This window comes from Thermostichus sp. OS-CIW-20, from assembly GCF_054061455.1.
Genome location: NZ_JBSSEF010000028.1, coordinates 15,884 through 36,383, shown reverse-complemented (window position 1 = coordinate 36,383; position 20,500 = coordinate 15,884). Strand labels below are relative to the sequence as shown.

Annotated in this window: 24 protein-coding genes, 2 tRNA genes and 1 other RNA gene; 20 read left to right on the top strand and 7 right to left on the bottom strand. The window is 60.0% G+C overall.

What is annotated here, in order from left to right; translation table 11 throughout:
- A partial coding sequence (locus tag ACVWXC_RS10230; RefSeq protein WP_457392478.1) for an IS200/IS605 family transposase occupies window positions 1-185 on the top strand: 185 nt, incomplete at its 5' end.
- 27 nt (window positions 186-212) lie between these two features.
- Here ACVWXC_RS10230 and ACVWXC_RS10225 read toward each other — a convergent pair.
- Window positions 213-398 carry a hypothetical protein gene (locus ACVWXC_RS10225; protein ID WP_457392475.1) on the bottom strand — a complete coding sequence of 62 codons (186 nt, stop codon included), beginning with the start codon at window positions 396-398 and terminating at the stop codon, window positions 213-215.
- 263 nt (window positions 399-661) lie between these two features.
- On the opposite strand from ACVWXC_RS10225, the gene ACVWXC_RS10220 reads away from it, so the two are divergent.
- The 6 genes from ACVWXC_RS10220 (at window position 662) to ACVWXC_RS10195 (ending at window position 8,014) form a co-directional block, all read left to right on the top strand.
- Window positions 662-2,521, top strand: coding sequence for an NAD(P)H-quinone oxidoreductase subunit F (locus tag ACVWXC_RS10220; RefSeq protein WP_011430435.1), 1,860 nt, complete (start codon window positions 662-664; stop codon window positions 2,519-2,521).
- A 316-nt stretch (window positions 2,522-2,837) separates the two neighbouring features.
- Window positions 2,838-4,355 carry an NADH-quinone oxidoreductase subunit M gene (locus ACVWXC_RS10215; RefSeq protein WP_011430436.1) on the top strand — a complete coding sequence of 506 codons (1,518 nt, stop codon included), beginning with the start codon at window positions 2,838-2,840 and terminating at the stop codon, window positions 4,353-4,355.
- A gap of 53 nt (window positions 4,356-4,408) precedes the next feature.
- On the top strand, window positions 4,409-5,668 hold the full coding sequence (locus tag ACVWXC_RS10210) for a CO2 hydration protein (protein ID WP_457392471.1): 1,260 nt from the start codon (window positions 4,409-4,411) through the stop codon (window positions 5,666-5,668).
- A gap of 272 nt (window positions 5,669-5,940) precedes the next feature.
- Window positions 5,941-6,012, top strand: a tRNA-Cys gene (locus tag ACVWXC_RS10205).
- Window positions 6,013-6,042: 30 nt separating this feature from the next.
- Window positions 6,043-7,203: a pyridoxal-phosphate-dependent aminotransferase family protein gene (locus ACVWXC_RS10200; protein ID WP_011430438.1), complete on the top strand. Its 1,161-nt coding sequence runs from the start codon at window positions 6,043-6,045 to the stop codon at window positions 7,201-7,203.
- Between the two features lie 142 nt (window positions 7,204-7,345).
- On the top strand, window positions 7,346-8,014 hold the full coding sequence (locus ACVWXC_RS10195) for a PHP domain-containing protein (RefSeq protein ID WP_011430439.1): 669 nt from the start codon (window positions 7,346-7,348) through the stop codon (window positions 8,012-8,014).
- Between the two features lie 18 nt (window positions 8,015-8,032).
- Here ACVWXC_RS10195 and ACVWXC_RS10190 read toward each other — a convergent pair whose 3' ends face one another.
- Entirely contained in the window at window positions 8,033-9,082 is a 1,050-nt protein-coding gene (locus ACVWXC_RS10190) for a potassium channel family protein (RefSeq protein ID WP_011430440.1), read from the bottom strand.
- An 88-nt stretch (window positions 9,083-9,170) separates the two neighbouring features.
- Here ACVWXC_RS10190 and ACVWXC_RS10185 point away from each other — a divergent pair, with 88 nt between their 5' ends.
- On the top strand, window positions 9,171-9,383 hold the full coding sequence (locus tag ACVWXC_RS10185; RefSeq protein ID WP_011430441.1) for a DUF2997 domain-containing protein: 213 nt from the start codon (window positions 9,171-9,173) through the stop codon (window positions 9,381-9,383).
- A gap of 39 nt (window positions 9,384-9,422) precedes the next feature.
- On the opposite strand, the gene ACVWXC_RS10180 is transcribed toward ACVWXC_RS10185, so the two are convergent.
- The 3 genes from ACVWXC_RS10180 to ACVWXC_RS10170 all read right to left on the bottom strand — a co-directional run bounded on the left by ACVWXC_RS10180 (window position 9,423) and on the right by ACVWXC_RS10170 (window position 11,204).
- Window positions 9,423-9,653 (bottom strand): hypothetical protein, encoded by a 231-nt coding sequence (locus ACVWXC_RS10180; protein WP_011430442.1) that lies wholly within the window; start codon window positions 9,651-9,653, stop codon window positions 9,423-9,425.
- 151 nt (window positions 9,654-9,804) lie between these two features.
- Window positions 9,805-10,215, bottom strand: a complete 411-nt coding sequence (gene petE, locus ACVWXC_RS10175) for a plastocyanin (RefSeq protein ID WP_011430443.1) — start codon at window positions 10,213-10,215, stop codon at window positions 9,805-9,807.
- An 821-nt stretch (window positions 10,216-11,036) separates the two neighbouring features.
- Window positions 11,037-11,204, bottom strand: a complete 168-nt coding sequence (locus ACVWXC_RS10170) for a hypothetical protein (protein ID WP_011430444.1) — start codon at window positions 11,202-11,204, stop codon at window positions 11,037-11,039.
- A gap of 402 nt (window positions 11,205-11,606) precedes the next feature.
- On the opposite strand from ACVWXC_RS10170, the gene ACVWXC_RS10165 reads away from it, so the two are divergent.
- From ACVWXC_RS10165 to ACVWXC_RS10110, 12 genes are all read left to right on the top strand, one after another.
- Window positions 11,607-11,993, top strand: coding sequence for a hypothetical protein (locus ACVWXC_RS10165; protein ID WP_011430445.1), 387 nt, complete (start codon window positions 11,607-11,609; stop codon window positions 11,991-11,993).
- Window positions 11,994-12,047: 54 nt separating this feature from the next.
- Window positions 12,048-12,266, top strand: a complete 219-nt coding sequence (ndhO, locus tag ACVWXC_RS10160) for an NAD(P)H-quinone oxidoreductase subunit O (RefSeq protein ID WP_011430446.1) — start codon at window positions 12,048-12,050, stop codon at window positions 12,264-12,266.
- A gap of 42 nt (window positions 12,267-12,308) precedes the next feature.
- A complete protein-coding gene (locus ACVWXC_RS10155) occupies window positions 12,309-13,148 on the top strand; it encodes a cell division protein FtsQ/DivIB (protein ID WP_011430447.1) in 840 nt (279 codons plus the stop codon).
- A 21-nt stretch (window positions 13,149-13,169) separates the two neighbouring features.
- Window positions 13,170-13,895, top strand: coding sequence for an energy-coupling factor ABC transporter ATP-binding protein (locus ACVWXC_RS10150; protein ID WP_011430448.1), 726 nt, complete (start codon window positions 13,170-13,172; stop codon window positions 13,893-13,895).
- Window positions 13,896-14,426: 531 nt separating this feature from the next.
- The gene (locus tag ACVWXC_RS10145; RefSeq protein ID WP_011430450.1) at window positions 14,427-14,735 is read left to right on the top strand and encodes a carbon dioxide-concentrating mechanism protein CcmK; all 309 of its coding nucleotides are present in this window, start codon (window positions 14,427-14,429) and stop codon (window positions 14,733-14,735) included.
- A 91-nt stretch (window positions 14,736-14,826) separates the two neighbouring features.
- Complete coding sequence (locus tag ACVWXC_RS10140) at window positions 14,827-15,168, top strand: carbon dioxide-concentrating mechanism protein CcmK (protein WP_011430451.1); 342 nt, start codon at window positions 14,827-14,829, stop codon at window positions 15,166-15,168.
- Entirely contained in the window at window positions 15,169-15,468 is a 300-nt protein-coding gene (locus ACVWXC_RS10135; RefSeq protein WP_011430452.1) for a EutN/CcmL family microcompartment protein, read from the top strand. It begins immediately after the preceding gene.
- 48 nt (window positions 15,469-15,516) lie between these two features.
- Entirely contained in the window at window positions 15,517-17,481 is a 1,965-nt protein-coding gene (locus tag ACVWXC_RS10130) for a ribulose bisphosphate carboxylase small subunit (protein ID WP_099812057.1), read from the top strand.
- A gap of 74 nt (window positions 17,482-17,555) precedes the next feature.
- Window positions 17,556-18,251 (top strand): LbetaH domain-containing protein, encoded by a 696-nt coding sequence (locus tag ACVWXC_RS10125; protein ID WP_228375217.1) that lies wholly within the window; start codon window positions 17,556-17,558, stop codon window positions 18,249-18,251.
- A 31-nt stretch (window positions 18,252-18,282) separates the two neighbouring features.
- The gene (locus ACVWXC_RS10120; RefSeq protein WP_099812055.1) at window positions 18,283-18,999 is read left to right on the top strand and encodes a BMC domain-containing protein; all 717 of its coding nucleotides are present in this window, start codon (window positions 18,283-18,285) and stop codon (window positions 18,997-18,999) included.
- 129 nt (window positions 19,000-19,128) lie between these two features.
- Window positions 19,129-19,226: signal recognition particle sRNA small type (gene ffs, locus ACVWXC_RS10115), an RNA gene on the top strand.
- Window positions 19,227-19,267: 41 nt separating this feature from the next.
- Window positions 19,268-19,681 (top strand): hypothetical protein, encoded by a 414-nt coding sequence (locus ACVWXC_RS10110; protein ID WP_011430456.1) that lies wholly within the window; start codon window positions 19,268-19,270, stop codon window positions 19,679-19,681.
- A gap of 261 nt (window positions 19,682-19,942) precedes the next feature.
- On the opposite strand, the gene ACVWXC_RS10105 is transcribed toward ACVWXC_RS10110, so the two are convergent.
- Together ACVWXC_RS10105 and rplS are read right to left on the bottom strand one after the other, a co-directional pair.
- A tRNA-Trp gene (locus ACVWXC_RS10105) sits at window positions 19,943-20,015 on the bottom strand.
- Window positions 20,016-20,077: 62 nt separating this feature from the next.
- Window positions 20,078-20,461 (bottom strand): 50S ribosomal protein L19, encoded by a 384-nt coding sequence (rplS, locus tag ACVWXC_RS10100; RefSeq protein ID WP_011430457.1) that lies wholly within the window; start codon window positions 20,459-20,461, stop codon window positions 20,078-20,080.
- Window positions 20,462-20,500: the final 39 nt, after the last annotated feature.

Below are 20,500 nucleotides of genomic sequence, written 5' to 3'. Positions count from 1 at the left end.
AGCTGGTGAACAACCTGAAAACAGTCTCCAGCCGGTTGATTCGCAAAGAGTTCGCCACAGAGGTGGCACGGTTCTACAGCAAGCCTGTATTTTGGGCAGGGACCTATTTTGTTGCCTCTTGTGGTGGGGTCACCGTTGAGCAGTTGAAGAAGTATGTCGAGCAGCAGGCAACGCCCAGATTGTGAGACTCAGGGGCATTGAACCCCTTCGTCTCACCGCCTATCCTCCATCCCGCCAAGCTGCGCTGTGGCGCGAGTACCCCAAAGGTTCTGATGGCGGGGATCCAACTGCAGCCACCAGGGGGATCCCCAAGCTTCCACCTCGTGCCACACCTCGGCTTGCAGGCGATAGTCCTGGCTGTGGTCAGGAGGGCTGCCCAGCCTAAAGAGGAGAATCAATCGGTGAGGGGTCTCACTCCCCCTGGCGCCAATCCGCGATAGCCCCAGCCGGGGTCTGGGCAAGGTATTCGGAGCGCCGCCATTTTCTGTCCAAAAGAACCGGGAGCTCAAAGAATCTAAGGGCGCCGCCTGCTTGCCTAGGCAGAGGCAGAAGCTGTGTCCAAGTGGGGAGAGACGCTGCCGCTGGAAAACTCCTAATATTATATTATATTGGACTGTAGCTGTTCATTAAAAAATGCTTAACTACTTGTTGCAAGCAGCAGATGGCGGGTTTTGAAGACTGGGCAATTGGGCCAGAGAGCGCCTGGTGTCTCCCCTTTTATGGCTGGGTAGGGACAGCGCTGGCTCTTCCTTGGGCCGCTGGCTGGATCAAGCGCAGTGGCCCACGTCCGGCAGCCTACCTCAATATCCTGCTGACCTTTGCGGCCCTTGCTCATAGCTTTTGGCTGTTGCGACAAGTTTGGGGTCGGGATCCCCAGCTCCTGAACTACCTCTGGTTTCGGGTGGCCGATTTGGACTTGTCCCTGGCTTTGGAGGTCTCGCCTCTGACGCTGGGGGCGGTGGTCTGGGTAAGCGGCTTGAGCTTGCTGGCCCAGATCTACGCCCTGGGGTACCTGGACAAGGATTGGGGGTTGGGCCGCTTTGCCGCCCTGATGGGCTTTTTTGAGGGGGGGATGACGGGGATCGCCCTCAGCGATTCGCTGTTTCTCAGCTACGCGCTGCTGGAGATGCTCACGCTTTCCACCTACTTATTGGTGGGCTTTTGGTACGCCCAGCCGCTGGTGGTCACGGCGGCGCGGGATGCTTTTCTCACCAAACGGGTGGGAGACCTGCTGCTGTTGATGGGGGTGGTGGCGGTTTCCAATTTCTCCGGCTCCTTGACCTTTTCCGGCCTGCGCGATTGGGCGGCTACGGCCAGCTTGGATCCAACTTGGGCGGCCTTGATGGGGTTGGCTTTGATTGCCGGGCCGCTGGGCAAGTGCGCCCAGTTCCCGCTGCACCTGTGGCTGGATGAGGCCATGGAGGCGCCCAACCCGGCTTCGATCCTGCGCAACTCGGCAGTGGTGGCCGCTGGAGCTTTTGTCCTCATCAAGCTGCAGCCAGTCTTGGCCCTCTCCCCTTTCACGGATGGGGTGCTGGTGGCCATCGGCACCATCACAGCCGTAGGGGGATCCCTGGTGGCCTTGGCGCAAATCGATCTCAAGCGCACCTTCTCCTATTCCACCAGCGCCTACCTGGGCCTGGTGTTTGGGGCGGTGGGGACGGGGCAGCCGGATTTGGCGCTGGAGCTGCTGCTGCTGCACGGCCTGGCCAAGGCGCTGCTGTTTATGGGGGTGGGATCCCTCATCTACACCACTTCTACCCAAGATCTGACGGAGCTGGGGGGCCTAGGGGGCCGCATGCCGGCTACGGTGGCCGCCTTTGCTGTGGGATCCCTGGGGATGGTGGCCCTGTTGCCCCTGGGGTGCTTTTGGATCCTAATCCGCCTGGCGCTGGTGTACAGCGCCCTGCAGCCGGCCCTGTTGGGGGTGTTGCTGCTGATGAATGGGCTGACGGCTTTGAACCTGGCGCGGGTGTTTGGCCTGGTCTTCTTGGGATCCCCGCAGCCCAAGACGCGCCGTGCCCCTGAGGTGGGCTGGCCGATGGCCCTGCCCATGGTCATTCTGACGGTGCAGAACCTGCTCATGCCCTGGCTGTTTTGGCGCTGGGGGCTTTATCCCGGTTGGATCCCAGAGCTGCAGCAGATGGCGGCTCTGCTGGCGGCCTCGGGTTTGCTGGGGGCCGGTGTTGGTGCTTGGCTGTACTGGGGGGGTCGGCGGCGGCTGCGCCTACCCTGGCCGGAGCTGCAGGATCTGTTGGCGCAGGATTTCTACACCGGGCAGCTCTACCAGGCTTTGGTGGTGCAGCCGGTCGGCGCCCTTTCCCGCGGACTGGAGTGGCTGGATCGCAACGGGGTGGATGGCCTGGTGAACGGAGTGAGCCTGGCTTTTTGGTTTAGCGGCGAAGCCCTCAAGTACACCCTGTCGGGGCGGATGCAGCTCTACGTGTTGCTCATTGTCATCGGGGTCGTGGTGGTTACCGCTTGGCTGCTGCGCTCGCCCCTGGTGGGATTAGCCTATTGAGACGGGAGCATGACTCTAGTCAATAATAAGCTCAACTATACTGAAAATAATGTATAATATGTTCAGTACGGATTACTACCAGTTGATCTTTCTGTTTACTTTCGAGTCTGCCAACATGGTAGCCAAAGCAAAGCAGAAAATTGGTAGTAAGACGACACGGAAACTGCGCTTTGGGTATTCTACTCAAAGCTTTGCGGGATACCGCCATTCTGTTTGGACTCCGTCCCGCTAACGCGAATGGAAACAAGCAGAATGCTATCGCTGCATAGTTGAACAGTGATGTTCAGCAGTGTTCAGCGTAAATGTATCAGGAACCATGCTCAGCCTTCTAATCGGGATCCCCCTATTGGGTGGCCTGCTGGTGGGGCTGATCCCCGAGCAAGCGGGGAAGGGCCTGCACCGAAGTTTGGCCTTGGGCTTCGGCCTGGCTTGGTTGGGGCTGAGCTTGGGGCTGCTGCTGCAGTTTGATCCCCAAGCGCAAGGGATCCAGATGGCCGAACAGATGGCCTGGATCCCGCAGTTGGGCCTGGTTTACGAGCTGGGGGTGGACGGGATCTCCCTGCCGCTAGTGGTGATGACCGGCTTGCTGGTATTGATTGCCCTCTGGGCCAGCGGCCCGGTGGAGCGGCCCCGCCTCTACTACAGCTTGGTGTTGCTGCTAGCAGCCGCCATTGTGGGGGCTTTTCTGGCCCAGAACTTGCTGCTGTTTTTCTTGTTCTACGAAGTCGAGCTAATTCCCCTTTATCTGCTGATTGCCATCTGGGGCGGGCCGCGGCGCACCTATGCCGCCACCAAGTTTTTGGTCTACACCGCCCTCTCGGGGGTGCTTCTGCTGATTGGCTTTTTCGGCCTCAGTTGGCTGAGCGACGCCCACAGTTTTACCTACACCGTTTTGCAGGCCCACCCCTTGCCCCTGCTGCCCCAGATTCTCATCCTCATTCCCATCCTGCTGGGGCTGGCCATCAAGATCCCCTTGGTGCCCTTCCACACCTGGCTGCCGGACGCCCACGTGGAGGCTTCCACCCCCATTTCTGTGCTCTTGGCGGGGCTCTTGCTCAAGTTGGGCACCTATGGCCTGGTGCGCTTTGGCCTGCAGCTTTTGCCCGATGCCTGGGAGCAAGCCGGGCCGTGGCTGGCCAGTTGGGCGGTGGCCAATGTGCTGTATGGATCCCTGAACGCCTTGGTGCAGCAAGACATGAAAAAGCTGGTGGCCTACAGCTCCATTGCCCACATGGGCTACATTCTCCTGGGCACGGCGGCGGCCACCCCCCTCTCCTTGGTGGGATCCGTCTTCCAGATGGTGAGCCATGGGCTGATTTCCTCGCTGCTGTTTTTGCTGGTGGGTGCTGTCTACGCCAACACCGGCACGCGGGATCTCAAGCGGCTGCGGGGATTGCTCAACCCGGAACGCGGCCTGCCACTTGTTGGCAGCTTGATGGTGTTGGGGGTGATGGCCAGCGGCGGCACGCCCGGCCTGGTGGGCTTTATTGCCGAGTTCACCCTCTTTCGGGGCAGCTTCCCCGTCTTCCCCCTGCAGACGTTGCTGTGCATGGTGGGGACGGGATTGACGGCGGCCTACTTTTTGCTGATGGTGAACCGCGTCTTTTTCGGGCGCCTCTCGGAAGTGGCCATTGCCATGCAACGACGCGCCACGGGAGAACGCCTGCCTGCTGTAGTTTTGGCCTCGCTGGTGGTGGTGCTTGGCCTCCAGCCTGCCTGGGCAACCCACTGGGTGGAGTCCACCGCCGCCCATTTGGCCAAGCCGGCGGCCCTCAATCTTGCCGAAGCAGGCGGGCCGACCACTGCTTTCGAGCCTGGGTTCTCTTCGTTGTGACGATTTAGTGATACGACTGAGTTTTTGTTGTTGTCTCAACCCCTCCTTCTCCCATGACGGCCACCCTTGTTCCCGCTCCTTCCTGTTTCTTTCTGGCTGGCTTAGATCCTCTAGAGCAACGGCGACTGGCTCCCATCGTCCAACGCCTAGAAGCAGGGGGAGCCCTTGTGCCGGATTCTTCCAGCAACCGGCTGGAGGTCATCGGCATCCTCCACAGCTACGGCCAGGTGCTGGATGCCTACTCCCAGAATTTGATCTTCATAGCCGACCACCAATTTTTGGAGCTCTTCCCAGTTTTTAAGTACTTCAACGGCGAAATCACCCTGGGCAAATGGCTGCGCTACCTCTGGCATGACCGCATCAACTACGAGTTTGCCGAATACTGCATGAAAGCCATGCTCTGGCATGGAGGGGGAGGCCTCGATCGCTATCTGGATACTCCCGAATTTGTCGAGCGGGCCAAGGTGGCCATCCAGGCCAAGTTCCGCTTCAACCCCCTTCTGCAGGGCCTCAACTTCCTCTGCCCCGACTTTGCGCTGGAACAGGTGCGCATGCTGGCCATGTACAGCGGCCTGGGCCAGTTCTGGCGGGTGATGAGCGATATCTTCCTGGCCTTGGCCAAGCGCCGCGAGAGCGAACCGCAGCTCACGCTTCCCGACGTAGTAGCCCACATTCAGCAGGGGTTGGTGGCAGCTGCCAACAAGCCCATCACCTACGCCCCCTGCATCTGGGGCCGCCGCTACGAGATCATCCCCCTGTCGGCGGGGCTGATCTTCCTGCCCGATACGGCCCTGCCCTACGTGGAAGCTGTGTTTTTCCGCTCCTTTCCCTTCATGGGCACCGTCTCCTACAATGCCCAGGCCCACCAGATCCCGGCCGAGCAGGCGGACTTCGCCTACGGCGCTTTGTATGCCGATCCGCTGCCGGTGGGGAGCGCCGGGATCCCCCCTACTCTCTTGATGCAGGATATGATGCGCCACCTGCCTGGCTATTTGCGGGAGCACTACCGCCGCCAGCCGCGCGGGGAAGATGACCTGCGGGTGAAAATCTGCCTCAGCTTCCAAAAGGCCATGTTCTGTGTTACCACCGCCGCCCTGCGGGCCCTTGCCCCCTTTCCTCTGGAAACCCAGGATCCCCAGCAGCAGTTGGCCAATCGCGAGTTTCTCGCCCCCTGGCTGCAGCGGCTGCTGGGATCCCGCCTGCTGAGGGTACAAGAAGAAGTTGACACTCCCACCCAGCGGATTCTTACGCAGCCCAAGATGGACTCGCGAAGGCGCTGTCAAGACGCCCCTAGACAGTCCTTTGAGGCATAACCTCAAAGTTCTGCTTACTTCGGACTTAAGTTCCTCCAGGTTAGTTATTGCCGCGCGGGTTTTGCACCGCAGTAGGTTGTTTTCCTGGAGAAGCTCTGTACTAACTATGAAGCAACTAAAGTGGCTCAAGGGCTTTTTCGCCCCGCACTCAAGTACGGGGCTACCAAGCTATTGTCGATGCCTAGCGAACCCGAGCGCTGTTGCCGTTGGCTGCAGCAAGTGGAAGCGGGATCCCATTTTCGGATACAATGTTTTGTCCGATTGAGGAGTAGGGTGGCGTAGCCAAGTGGTAAGGCAGAGGTCTGCAAAACCTCTATGCGCCAGTTCGAATCTGGCCGCCACCTCTCAAACCTGACATCCCCAGCGGGACCCGCATGAAAGACAAGTTGATGTTGATGATCCCCGGCCCCACTCCCGTTCCCGAGAGTGCGCTGCTGGCCATGGCGCGGGGGCCCATCGAGCACCGCAGCCAAGAGTTCAGCGCCATTCTGGAAGAGGTGACGGAGGGGTTGCGCTGGCTGCACCAGACCACCTCCGATGTGTTTGTCTTTGCCTGCAGCGGCACCGGGGCCATGGAAGCCGGGATCCTCAACACCCTCAGCCCCGGGGAGCGGGTCTTGGTGGGAGTCAACGGCAAGTTTGGCGAGCGCTGGGCCGAGATGTCGGAGCAGTTTGGCCTGCAGTGCGAGCGGATAGAGACCCCCTGGGGCGTGCCCTATCCTGTCGAAGTCTTCCAAGAAAAGCTGGCCGCCGACCGGGAGAAGACCATCAAGGCGGTCATCCTCACCCACTCGGAAACCTCCAGCGGCGTAGCCAACGATGTGCAGGCCATCGCGGCTGCTGCCCGCGAGCACGGAGAAGCCCTGGTGATTGTGGATGCGGTCACCAGTTTGGGGGCCATGCCGGTGCCTATGGACGAGTGGGGCCTAGACGTGGTGGCCTCCGGATCCCAGAAAGGCTACATGATCCCGCCCGGGCTGGGGTTTGTGGCGGTGAGCCCGCGGGCCATGGCTGCTGCCGAGCGCTCTCGCTTTCCCAAGTACTACTGGAGCTTTAAACTGGCCCAAAAAGCCCTGCGCCAGGGCACCACTCCCTTTACGCCCGCGGTGAACCTGTTTTATGCCCTGCAGGTAACCCTGCGCCTGATGCGGGCCGAAGGGTTGGAAGCCATCTGCCGCCGCCACGCCCGTTTGGCCCAGGCCACCCGCGCCGGCGTCAAGGCCCTGGGGCTGAAGCTTTTGGTCAACCCGGAGTCGGCAGCCAGCCCCTCGGTAACTGCTGTGCTGGCGCCTGAAGGGATCAACGCCGATACCCTCCGCAGCACCCTGAAGAAACGCTTCGACATCGCCCTTGCTGCCGGTCAAGACCACCTCAAGGGCAAGATCTTCCGCATCGGCCATCTGGGCTTTGTGAGCGACCGCGACATTCTCACCACGCTGGCTGCCCTGGAGTCGACCCTGCACACGCTGGGTTATGGCGACTTCCCTCCTGGAGCGGCCATCAAGGCGGCCGAGGAGATCTTGGCAAGCCCCTAGGGATCCCTTGCCCATTCTGTAGTTCTTGACACCTGGCGCCCCTCCCTTGCCCTGGCTAGAATGGGTGAGCGTTCTTAACAAAAGATAAAATTCCAGAGTCGACTGCTCTGGAGAGCTATCTGTTCCCAACCCAAGGGTTGACATGCTGGTTAGTTTGCAACGGGATCCCTGTCAAACTGCCTCGGCGGCGGAGCTGCGGCGGGTGCTGCAGGGGATCGGCCCTCTCTCCTGCCCGCTGCAGTACAACTTTCACCTGCACACCTGCTGCTCCGATGGGCGCATGGATCCGGCAGACTTGGCGGAGCAGGCGCGCCGGCACGGCCTCAAGGGCCTGGCCATCACCGATCACCACACCCTGAAGGGCTACGAGCAAGCGCAAGCCTATCTGGATCGCCCCGAGGACCCCCTGCTATGGACGGGGATCGAGATTACAGCCAACCTGCTGGGCTGCGAGGTGCATATTCTTGGCTACGGCTTCGATCCGGCGGATCCTGTTTTGGATCCCTACATCCAGGGGGAGCAAGTTCCCGGCCTGCCCGCCGCTGAGGCCATTGGGGCCATTCAAGCAGCAGGCGGCCTGGCGGTGTTGGCCCATCCCTTTCGCTACTGGCTGCCTGCGGAAGAGCTGGTGCCGGCAGCCGTGGAGTTGGGCCTGGATGGCCTTGAGGTCTACTACGCCTACAAAAACCCCGACATTTGGGCTCCCAGCCCAGAGGAGGCGGCGATTGGGGAAAAGCTGGCAGAGACCTACGGACTTTTGAAAACCTGCGGCACCGACTCCCACGGCCCCAGCATCCTCAGGCGTATCTAGCCGACTTGTCCAGCCCATCTAGGGGCGGGGATAGAGCAACTGGCCCAGGCGGCGCAACTGCTCGGCCGTGCCCATACACAGCAGCAGATCCCCCGGTTGCAACAGGGTGTCACCGCTGGGGCCGCCAATCAGCTGGCCATCGGCTCGCCGAATTGCCACCACCAACGCGCCGGATCGCGCCCTTAGATTGGCTTTCCCCAGGGTCTGGCCAACATAGGGGCATTCTTGCGCCGCCAGCTCGTACTCTTCCAAGTAAAAAGTGCGATCTCGACCCGACAGGATCCCATCCACAAAGTCCACCACGCGGGGGCGCAGGGCAGCCGCTGCCATCCGTTTTCCACCGGTGATGAAGGGAGAGATGGCGTGGGCAACGCCCGCTCGCTGCAGCTTTTGCAAAGCCTCTTCCGTGTTGGCGCGGGCAATGGTGCGGATACGAGGGTTGAGGGTGCGGGCCGACAGCACCACATAGAGGTTTTCGGCATCGCTGGAGAGGGCGGCAATCAACCCCTCGGCCTGCTGCACCCGCGCCGCCAGCAAGGTGGCATCGAGAGTGCTGTCTCCCTGGAGAGCGACATATCCCAGCTCTTGGGCCACCTGAATTGCCTCGGCCGATTGATCGATCACCAAAAAGGGCACCCCCTCTGCCTGAAACTCCTGGGCCACCTGTCGCCCAATGCGCCCAAAACCGCAGACGATGTAGTGGTTGTTCAGCGCTTCCATCTGTTTCTTCCACTTCCGCTGCCGGATCCCTTCCTGAAAATGCCCCTGGATGAGGGCCTCTGTAAAGCGGTTCACCATGAACCCGATGCTCAAGACCCCCATCAGGATCAAGGCCACCGTGAACAAGCGCCCCCGATCCCCCAGCGGCTGCACCTCCATGAAGCCCACAGTAGTTAGGGTGATAACGCTCATGTAAAAAGCTTCCACCCAAGGCCATTGCTCCACCCCGTGGTACCAAAGGGTGCCGATCAGGACAACGCCCAGCAGCGCCCCTACTCCCAAACTCAGATCCCGCTGGATACCGGGATCCCTTTTGGCAGGAGGAAACGGGGGACGAGCAGAAGCCATACGGCCCAGCCAGATCGAGCGGGGAAAAAGCGAGAACTACAATGGGTAGGAGAAAGTCAGTTGTTGAGCAGCAGCGAGTGGAGTGCAGATGCCCGAGTACATCAAGGTGGAATATCGGATCGACAAAAAAGGACAGGTGACCGAGACCGTATTGAACGGATCTGGCTCCAGTTGTACTCTAGCCACGGCAGAGCTAGAAGCAGCCCTTGGAACGGTGCAAGAACGAAAGCTGTTGCCGGAGTTTCATCAGCCAGCAGAAGCCGAGATAGAATCACAAGTTTCTTTACAGCAAACCCGCTGACTCCATCCCCTTCCCCCCAGTTTTCCCGTATCTACCTGCCTACTTTCGCTTCTTGCCCCCCTTGCCGGCAGCGCCGCTGGCTCGTGCCGCCCCAACTGCCGATTGAAACAGCCAAACCGCCAAGGGAGCAGCGACGATCAAGATAATGCTGGTGGGGCCGACGCCAAAATCCGGCTCACCGGAAGCCAACTCGAAAATCGAACCCACAGCGGCAATGGCACTGATGCAGGAAACGGCCAGGAGCAGGTAGCCTTTAACACTGGTGGTCATGGGGAACCTGTCTAACGTCTATTCGCGAAAAAGCCCTCCCACTCTCGAGAGGGCTACTTTCTATGCTACGGGCAGGGATCCCATGCCAGCAAGCCAGAGCCGGAATCTCCCTCTTAAAAAGCAACCAGAGAAGTGGAATTGGAGCGCCAGCCTAGCCCTTGACGATGATCTTGCCGACCATGCCAGCCCCCCGGTGGGGAGTGCAGTAGTAGGTGTACTCACCCAGAGGGACATCGACAAAGGCCGATTCCACCACTTGGTTGGGAGCAGTGAGCAGGGCCTTGTGGGACAGCTTGGCTGCCAGGGCCGCATCGCCACCAGGTACCTTGTCAAAGACAACGTTGTGAGGATAGACCTTGTTGTTGACCCACCGAACAGTATCTCCCTGATTGATGGTGAGGGTGGGGGGATCATAAATGAGCTGGGCCTTGTCAGAGCCCATCTTGACCGTGTAGGTTTCAGCAGCAGCAGGGTTGGACAGGAAAGCTACCGCAGCCACCCCGACTACGAGAGCGAGGAGGATGCGCTGCAGACGCTTCGCTAGGTTAAAAATGAACAACATGGATTCCTCTCAAAACGTAACGGCCGTCGCCCCCGCCTCTGCGGCTGGGCCCCCCCTTTCCAAGTTGTGAAGGAAAGGCACCCAGTCCAGCAGGGACGTTCAACTCCTATCTTAGGATCTTAAGGCGGAACAGGAACACCCATTCCCTTGCTAGAGCGAGGGGCTGTTCCAGACGGCAAGGCCACAGGGAGGGATCGGGCGACGAGATTGCCTCGAGCCTCTACCTTTCTCGTTGCCTCTCACCGCAAGGCGGCGATCCTTCGCCCGTGGGATCTCGGAGAGAAAACCGGCCATCTCTGAAAAACTGGGAGTGCCTTGCCGGCCAAAATCCGTAGGGTCGCCGATGCGGGAGAGGGACAAGCCGCTCTAGTCTTTAAGCAAAGAACGATGCGGTATTTCTTTTGCTGTTCTCCAATTACTTTCCAAGTCGCGTATAAGATATCAACCCGCTGAACAAAATTGAGAGCTTGCTTAAGATGAACAGCCGGTATTCGTCCATCGCCAGCCCGAGCAAGGCCTCTACCAGGATTTTAGAATCGGCGGAGCAAAAGCAAAACATTCAAATCTTGGCTCGCTGCATCGGCACAGCCTTGAATTTAGGCAGTCCGCTCAGGGTTGCCATACATTACACCTCGCAGGCAGAGGGGTAACGCTTGCTCCCCAACGCCTGCCAGGTAATTTCGCTCGCACTTCTGGAGATGATCTCAGAAGCTTCTTGAGCCTAAAGGGTTTCGCAGAGGAAGGGATCCCAAAAGTTTTTGGGCCCTCTCCGTAAGACGGGCATCCGGAGTGCCGCCTGTAATTATTTAGGGATCCCGAGGCTAGTGCTGAACAATTCCCTGAACCATAGCGTCGCTCAGGTAAGCCAATGCCTTCAAATCGGCCTCGTCAAAACACCGATCGCACAACAGGCGGTAGATTAGGCTCTCGTGTTCTGAGGTAAAGTGGCGAGTTTGCAAGACTTCTTCAACGATGGATCGAATGGTCATAGTTTGCCCCTCCTGGGATCGGGCTTAACACTGCTTGCCCATACTGATTGTGAAGAGTCAAGCCATAGCTCAAAAAGGGAGCCAACACGGATTTTCCAGCAAAAAAACTGTACATTGGCCAGTCATTGGGATCCCCAAACTTACTAAAGAGCCGTGACTGAGGATGTGCTCGCTGCCCTTGGCCAGACTACTTGCCTAGGGTCGAAGGTCCTCCCCTGGCAGAGCCTCCGAGAGTTGAACATGTGGCCGAGAAAGCCGTCCTGCAGCCAGGGAGCATGTTATCCTGAGTTGGCTTAACATGATTTCATAGCCGGGCTCAGCCGTCACCTTTCTAGCTGCGGCTGGCTGACCCGACGTCTAGGGATCCGGCTCAACTTTCTTCGCATTGCAGGCAAGACACCAATGGTGGGCATCTTCAGGCGCTTTTTCGGCTCTCGTGGTCAGGCAGATTCCAAACCTTCATCAGGGACGGCTGCTCAGCCGGCCAAAAAGAAAGACAACACCTTCTTTCTCGACCCAGATGAGGCCAAAACCCTTGGCAACATCGAATACATGCGCACTCCTAGGATCGTGAAGCACACCTTCCAGGATTTCGGCTCTACGGAGAAGGTGGAGGTGGTGGAGCAGGTTTCTTCCCTAAGCAAAGTTAAGTTGGCCGTAGAACAGGCCAAAGCCCCTGAGCAAAGCTCTTCCACCTCAAACAGCAGCAGTGGAGCAGGCTCACGCCGCCAGGGGGGATCTGACATGGACATGTTTCGCAACATGGCCCGCAGCCTGAAGCGCAAGTAGGCTGGACCCGGCTTATTGGCGGCACAGGATACAACGGCTATCGAAGGAGGGGCAATGGCGATTAAGCGAGGCACTTTGGTGCGGGCCATCCGCGAGAAACTGCAAGGCAGCCTGGAAGCCCAGGCCAGCGACCCTTTGATTCCCAACTACGTCTTCGAAACTCCTGGAGAAGTGGTGGATATCAAGGACGACTACCTCCAGATTAAGTTTGGGGCTGTTCCCACCCCTCCAATTTGGCTGCGGGCGGATCAGGTCGAGGAGATCGCGAGTTGAATAGGAGCATGGAATGCTCCCCTTTGGCTTGAGGGAGGGCTAATGGTACCTCTGGCTTCTCCCACGCGCGACCAACTTCTGCAACGCAGGCGACTTTTGCGTCAGCAACGGCGCAAGCGCTTTTGGCAGGGATCCTGGCGCTTGGCCAGCTCGATGGGCGTTCTGACGCTGCTGGTGTTGGGCCTGCAGCAGCCCTACTGGCAAATTCGCCGGCCGGAGCAAATTCAGGTAAAGGGCAGCTACTGGGTCGACCCCGACTGGATCCGGGAGCAACTGCCTCTGACCTATCCAATGAACCTCTGGCAGGTGCAGCCGGCTGTGTTGGAAAGAGCCTTGCTGGCATCCCCGGCCCGCCCTTCTCCCATCGAAAGCGTCCAGGTACAGCGGCGGCTGCTGCCGGTGGGGGTGATCGTCCAGGTGCGGGAACGGCAACTGGTCGCGCGCGCCCGTCGGGGCGACCAGACAGGCTGGGTGGATCGGCAAGGCCATTGGCTGCCCCCCGATCCCTTTCGACGCCACAGCGGATCCTCCCTTTCCTGGCCTGAGCTGGAGTTGCTGGGCTGGGAGAACCACGCGCCCGAGCAATGGGCCTTGTTGCTCGAAGCCCTGCAACAGGCTGAGATCCAGATCGAGACCGTAGATTGGCAGTCGGGAGAGGGAATCACGCTCCACACTGAGCTGGGCAACGTCTATCTGGGGCCGATTTCTGACCGCCTGCCTCTGCAAATTCAAACCCTCAACCAAATGCGGGATCTGCGCCGCCACTGCGAGTGTACACCCGACGAAATTCTCCAGATCGACCTGACCAGCCCCAGCGTACCCACCCTGCAGCTCACCCCTGCCGCCACCCAGAAGCGCTGGAAGCATTGGGAGCAGCGCTAGCCCTGGGATGAGCTTGCTGCCATGAACACAGCGCCGGCGGTGGAGGTCAAACAGTTGTGGGTCGCCTATCCCGGTTGTCCGCCGGTGCTGCAAGGGCTGGATCTACGGGTTGAGGCCGGGCAGCGCCTAGGAATCATTGGCCCCAATGGCGCCGGCAAAACCACCCTGTTCCTGGCCCTCGCTGGCCTGTTGCCCCCCTGTTCCGGCCAGATCACTTTGTTTGGGCAGCCGCTCCAGCCTGGCCAGTTTCGCCCTGAGGTGGGGCTGGTGTTTCAGGATCCCGACGATCAACTGTTTGCCGCCTCGGTGGCCGAGGATGTAGCCTTTGGGCCGCGCAACCTGGGACGTTCTGAGACAGAGGTCGCGGCTGTGGTCCAAGCAACCCTGGCGATGACCGGCACCCTGAATTTGGCCAACTGTCCCCCCCATCATCTCTCCGGCGGTGAAAAACGCATGGTCGCGATCGCCGGGATCCTGGCAATGCAGCCGCAGTTGGTACTCTACGATGAGCCGACTGCCAACCTGGATCTGCGCGCCCGTCGCCGGCTAATCGCCTTTTTGTTGCAAGCAACGCACACCTTTCTGCTCGCTTCCCACGATCTGGAACTGATCCTGGAAGTGTGCGATCGGGTGATCCTCTTAGATCAAGGCCGGATTTGCGCCCAGGGATCCCCGGCCCATCTGATGAGCCAACCCGACCTCATGGAAGCCCATGACTTGGAAGTGCCCCCCTCGCTGCGCCGATAACGGCAAAAGCTGAAAAGATGTCAAGAATTATTTTTGAGTTGATAACAATTTTGTCTCTCTTAATAAAAAGCTATCGTGCTAATTAAAAATATTGATTTTCGTCCAGGATTGAATGGGGATATCATTTTGTTGAGTCGGGGGATCCCTTCTCTGGGGCGTCCTCGTCGATTTTGTATGATCGATTTTGTGCAAGAAAGATGGGGACTTGGCCTGGAGTTGGCAGCTTTGCCCGCCTGAGCGACAGTTGTGGTTAACCCGGATGGCTCCCACAACCTTTTCTGGCCTCCGTCTGATTGAGTCTGAGGTCGGGGGTTGGGCACGGCCTTCTCTCCAGGGGGAGGTCTGTGGTGGCTGGAGTAGGTGTTGCCGAGAAGAGCTGTCCACTGAGGGTTGGGCAGAGGATCTCTTGGATGAGTTCGAGGGAAATTGCAGGATCGAACCCAATAGGCGAGATCAATTTGGAGATCGATTGGCCTTATTGCTGGGTTCGGCAACGTTCAGGAACTGAGTGTTCAAAAGTGGAGAGTTGATATGCCTATTGCAGTCGGAATGATCGAAACCCGCGGGTTCCCGGCAGTAGTGGAAGCTGCCGACGCCATGGTAAAGGCCGCGCGCGTCACCCTAGTGGGTTACGAAAAAATTGGCAGCGGGCGCGTCACCGTGATCGTACGGGGCGATGTCTCCGAGGTGCAGGCCTCGGTGGCCGCTGGCTTGGAGTCTGCCAAACGGGTGAGTGGGGGCGAGATCCTCTCCCACCACATCATCGCCCGTCCCCACGAAAACCTGGAGTTTGTGCTGCCCATCCGCTACACGGAGGCAGTGGAGCAGTTTCGTACCTAACTGAGTAGTTGCACTTAGCCTGGAACTGACCCGATCCAGAAAATCTGGACAGGTTCCAACCCCCTCCACAATTTCAGCGTAAGGAGTCCCTATGGCTATTGCAGTCGGAATGATCGAAACCCTGGGCTTCCCGGCAGTGGTGGAAGCTGCCGACGCCATGGTAAAGGCCGCGCGCGTCACCCTGGTGGGTTATGAAAAAATCAGCAGCGGGCGCGTCACCGTGATCGTACGGGGCGATGTCTCCGAGGTGCAGGCCTCGGTGGCCGCCGGGATCGAGTCGGTGAAGCGGGTCAATGGCGGCCAGTTGCTCTCCTGGCACATCATCGCCCGTCCCCACGAAAACCTAGAGTACGTGTTGCCCATTCGCTACACCGAGGATGTGGCTCAGTTCCGCGAAGGGGTCAACGCCATCCGTCCCTTCACCCGTCCCTAGATGCGTATCGCGATTGTGCGGGGCACTGTTACCAGCACCCAGAAGGATCCCAGCCTGACAGGCGTGAAGTTTCTGGTGGTGCAGTATGTCGATCTCGAGGGCCGACCGCAGCCCGACTACGCTGTAGCTGCCGATCCGGTGGGGGCCGGCGCCGAGGAGTGGGTGCTGGTCAGCCAGGGCAGCGCAGCTCGCCAGCCGCAGGGAAACGAAACCCGTCCGCTGGATGCAGTGGTGATGGCGATCATCGATACCGTCAGCATCGGCGGTCGCTCCCTCTACAACAAGCGCGACCAACGCTAGCTGGGATCCCTCCTTCCTCTCTCTGACGTGTTCTAGAGGCTCACGGTTATGCCTGCTCACACCTATGCTGCGCCGCCAACGCCCTGGTCTCGCCGCCTGGCGGAGCCGACCATCCATCCCTCTGCCTACGTGCATTCCTTTTCCAATCTCATCGGGGATGTGCGCGTGGGCGCCCAGGTGCTGATTGCCCCAGGAACTTCCATCCGTGCGGATGAGGGCTCTCCCTTCTACATTGGCGACGGCTCCAACGTCCAGGATGGGGTGGTAATCCACGGCCTGGAGCAAGGGCGGGTCATTGGGGAAGATGGCCAACCCTACTCCGTGTGGATTGGCAAGAACACCTCCATTGCCCACATGGCCTTGATCCACGGGCCAGCCTATGTGGGCAACAACTGCTTTATCGGCTTCCGCTCCACGGTGTTCAACGCGCGGGTGGGGGATGGCTGCATCGTCATGTTGCACTGCTTGATCCAGGATGTGGAGATCCCGCCGGGCAAGTATGTGCCCTCCGGCTCCATCATCACCACGCAAGCTGAGGCGGATCGGCTGCCCGATGTGCAGGATAGCGATGCCAAGTTTGCCCAACATGTGATCGGCATCAACCAGGCTCTGCTGGAAGGCTATCACTGCAGCGAAAACCTGGTCTGTATTGCTCCCATTCGCAACGAACTTCTGCGGTCGCGCACCTCTAACCCAACGGCTACGGAGACGGCATCCATGACTCATTCCTCCTCTCGCGCCGACGGCCGGAACGGCGGCGGATCCCTTCTCAAGCCGGAGGTGGTGGAGCAAGTTCGCGCCCTGTTGGCCCAAGGCTATCGGGTAGGGCTGGAATATGCCGATGCCCGCCGCTTCCGTACCTCTTCCTGGCAGAGCGAAAGCCCGATCACCAGCACCCGCGAGGCCGAGGTCATGCAATCGCTGGGGGCTATTTTGGCGGAGCACCGCGGCGAATACGTGCGCCTGTTGGGGATCGACCCCAAGGCGAAACGACGGGTGTTGGAGCAGATCATCCAAACCCCGGAGGGGCCGGCGACCGTTTCTGGATCCCCCAGCCACGTCTCGGTTACGGCCCCAGGTTCCGGCGCAGCCAATCCGCGCCCTGACGCCAGCTTGGAGGAGGAGATCCGGGCGCTATTGGCGCAGGGGTATCGCGTCGGCCTGGAGGTGGCCGATGTCCGCCGCTACCGCACCTCTTCCTGGCAGACTTTGGGCAATTGGAGCGGCTCGGCCCAAGAGATCCTGGCGGCTGTGCAGGCGGCCTTGGCCGAACATACGGGAGAGTATGTGCGCCTGCTGGGAATCGATCCCAAGGCCAAACGGCGGGTGCTGGAGAAGGTGATTCAAACGCCCCAGATGAGCAGCAGCGGCGGGACAGCCTCGCCCGCAGAGGGGGGCAAGCTGGGAGGGAGCGCTGCTGGCCTCGACCTGGAGTTACAGGAAGAGGTACATCGGCTGCTGGCCCAGGGCTATCGCATCGGCTACGAATATGCTGACGAGCGCCGCTTCAAAACCTCCTCTTGGCAGACCGGGCCGACCATTCGCGCCAGCCGCGGGCCGGAGGTGTTGGCCGAGCTGACGGCTGCTTTGGCGGAGCACCAAGGCCACTACGTGCGCCTGTTGGGGATCGATCCCAAGGGGAAAAAGCGGGTTTACGAGCGCGTCATTCAAACCCCCGGCGGCAAGTCGCCTGCCCCTGCAGCCCAGGGATCCCCGGCGGCTACTCCTGTTTCCACCGTTCCTGCCAGCACCCGACTCAGCAGCGAGGTGGTGGCACAGGTGCAGCAATTGCTCAGCCAGGGCTACCGCATCGGCACCGAACATGCGGACAAGCGGCGTTTTCGCACCTCCTCTTGGCAGAGCTGCAGCCCTATCGAGGCCACCCAGCTGCCCCAGGTGGTGGCGGCTCTGGAAGCCTGCCTGGAGGAGCATCGCGGCGAGTATGTGCGCCTGCTGGGCATCGACCCCAAAGCCAAACGACGGGTGCTGGAGCAGATCATCCAAACCCCTTGAGGGATCCGCCTGTTCTCTGATCACTGTCGGTTCAAGGTTGGTTTTGATCCGACCTCCTAGCGATGAGGAGCACCTTGGCTTTGCCTCTGCCCACCTCTACAACGCTGCGCTCCTGGCCCAGCCAGAACGGCGAAACTCGCTACTATGTCAGTGGCGAGGTGCAGGTGGAGGCAGGGGCAGGCATTGCAGCGGGAGTGCTGTTGCGGGCCAACCCCGGCTGTCGCATCGAGATCGGGCGAGGCGTCTGTATTGGCATGGGATCCATCCTGCACGCCTGCGGGGGATCCCTCGTCGTGGAGGCGGGGGCCACCTTGGGAATGGGGGTGCTGGTGATCGGGCAGGGCACCATCGGCAAAAACGCCTGTATCGGCTCGGAAACCACGCTGCTCAACTGTTCAGTGCTCAGCCAGGCGGTGATCCCTCCCCGCTCGCTGGTCGGGGATCCCACCTATCCCAGCAGGCAAGAGGCGGAGGTGGGCATGGCTAGCGAGGCAGAGCCCGTGTCGGCGGCGGCCCCGCAAGAGCCGATAGAACCCCCTGAGGAAACCTTGCCTGAGCCGACCCCTCCCTCTCCCCCCGACTCGCCGCTGGCCCAGGTGGAAAAGCAAACCCGTCGTTGGCAGGAGGCGGCTGAGCAAACCCAAGAGAACTCGAGATCCCCTAAGACCCGCAAGCTAAATGGGATCCCGGGCTATTCGGAGCTGGATCGGCTGCTGGGCAAGATCTATCCTTACCGGCAGATCCTATCCTCTGGGGGTGGCCAGTCTTGAGGGCTACACTGGCATAAAGAAGTAGGGTGCTATGTCCACCTCTTTGGGCCTTATTCAGACACGCAGCTTTCCGGTCATTGTGCGCATTGCCGACGCCATGACCAAGTCGGCGGGGGTGACGCTGATCGGCTTTGAGAAGATCTCAGGAGGCTACTGCACGGCAATCGTACGGGGAGGGATTGCCGATGTGCGCATTGCCATCGAGGAGGGGATCGAGGTGGCCCGCCAGTTTGAGCAAGAGGAGATCTCCAGTTTGGTCATTCCACGGCCTTTGCCTAACTTGGAGGCGGTGCTGCCCGTCAGCAGCAAGCTGTCTCAACTGGCACAAAACCGCGGCTACAGCCGCCTCAGCAACTTGGCCGTGGGCCTGCTGGAAACCCGCGGCTTTCCGGCTATGGTAGGGGCCGCCGACACAATGCTGAAAACGGCGGATGTGCAACTGGCCGCCTACGAGACCATTGGCGACGGCCTGTGTACGGCCATCATTCGGGGCACGGTGGCCAACGTGGCCATCGCCATCGATGCCGGCATGTACGAGGCAGAGCGCATCGGCGAGCTGAACGCGGTGGCTGTGATCCCGCGCCCTCTCGACGAACTGGAGCAGGCTCTGCCGGTGGCCAGTTGTTTCGTTGCCCAACCGGTTACCTTGCCGGTGGCTATTCCCCAAGCCCAGGGACAAGAGGTGCGGCGCAGCGATACCGTTGTGGAGCGGATCCCAGTTTATCTGGAGCCGCCGGAAACCCCTTAGGTTTACCTTGCAAGACGGGAAGGCTCGCGCTGTACTCTGCCCCCTCCCGCCGTCTACAGGGGGAGAAGATCTGAGATCACCTCCAGAAAGCCGAGCGGGGCAGAGAGGAAAAATGTTAGGCTACTGGAAGACCTGGGTCCGTGCAGCTCCGACGCCCAAACCGTGTCAGGATCGGAAGATAGCAGCACTACGGGATGCTCTGAGCAGGCGCGTCAACCCGGGTCGCCCTCTTCCAAGTTTTACCTCTGCCCTGGCAGCGCACACCTGTATGGCCGAGACAGACAACCCCCTCGCCAACTTTGCTCAGAAGGCTTTCTACTTCGGCATGGGTTTGGCCGCGGTGGTGGCAGACAATGCTGCAAAGGTGGCCGGGAGAGCCAACAGCCGTCTGCTGGAGCTGCGCAAGCAGGTCCAGGCTTTGGTGGATGAATTGGTGGAGCGGGGGGCGATGACCGCCGAAGAGGCGCGGGCCTACATGGACGCCATCGCTGCCAACGCCAACCGTAGGGGGGGGGAAAGGTCTGCTGGCGCCCCTCGCAAGATCAACATTGACGACATGGGCGACGCTGAAGACAAGACTGGCACTGCCCTTGAACTTTCGGAAGCTGCCCGTTTGCGCCAACAGATTGCTGAGCTACAGGCAGAGTTGGATCGCATCAAGAAGGAAGCGAGGAAGTCCTAGGTTTGGCCCGGGAAAAGTTGGGATCTCTATCTCTTTAATCCTCGTTCACGGGGAACTGGAAGACTCTCCGCAGCGCCCTCAGCCCGATTGCGAACGGCTGCTGCCGAAGTTCCTTGGCCGCAGCGGCGAGTCTAAACAGGCTCGTCCAATTTTTGTTGGAGCGGTTGGCTTGGATCCCTGACTTCTCTCTGAAAATTGGCAGCTCGGGGCGCTTAAGCTTGAGAATCTACCCCAAGCCACCTCAAAATGCCGAACCGCTGACGCGTCCTGGAGGACTCGAACCCCCGACATCCGGTTTTGGAGACCGACGTTCTACCAACTGAACTAAGGACGCAGGAGTAGTAAAGGGTCAGCCCCTTACCTAGTTTACCTAGTGTAGCAGGTATGCCCAAAGCCTTAGAGGGTTTCTTCTTTAGAATCCGTTTTGGCTTTGATGCGAGTGGCCTTGCCCACTCGGTTTCGCAGATAGAACAGCTTGGCCCGCCGCACCTTGCCACGCCGCAACACCTGGATTGAGTCGATGCGCGGCGAGTGAACTAGGAAGACCCGCTCCACTCCAATTCCCTGGAAAATCTTGCGCACCGTGATGGTGCGGTTGCATCCAGAGTGACGCATAGCAATGACCGTGCCTTCAAAGGCCTGCACCCGCTCTTTGCCGCCCTCTTGAATGCGCACCCCCACCCGTACCTGATCGCCAACATGGATCTCTGGCAGATCCGACTTCATGTGGGCCGCTTCGATGGAGCGGATGATCTCTTCGGCGTTGATGCGAGCGTTCATGGCTTTCCCGCGTTATCGGCAGCTAATCAGTGTAGCAAT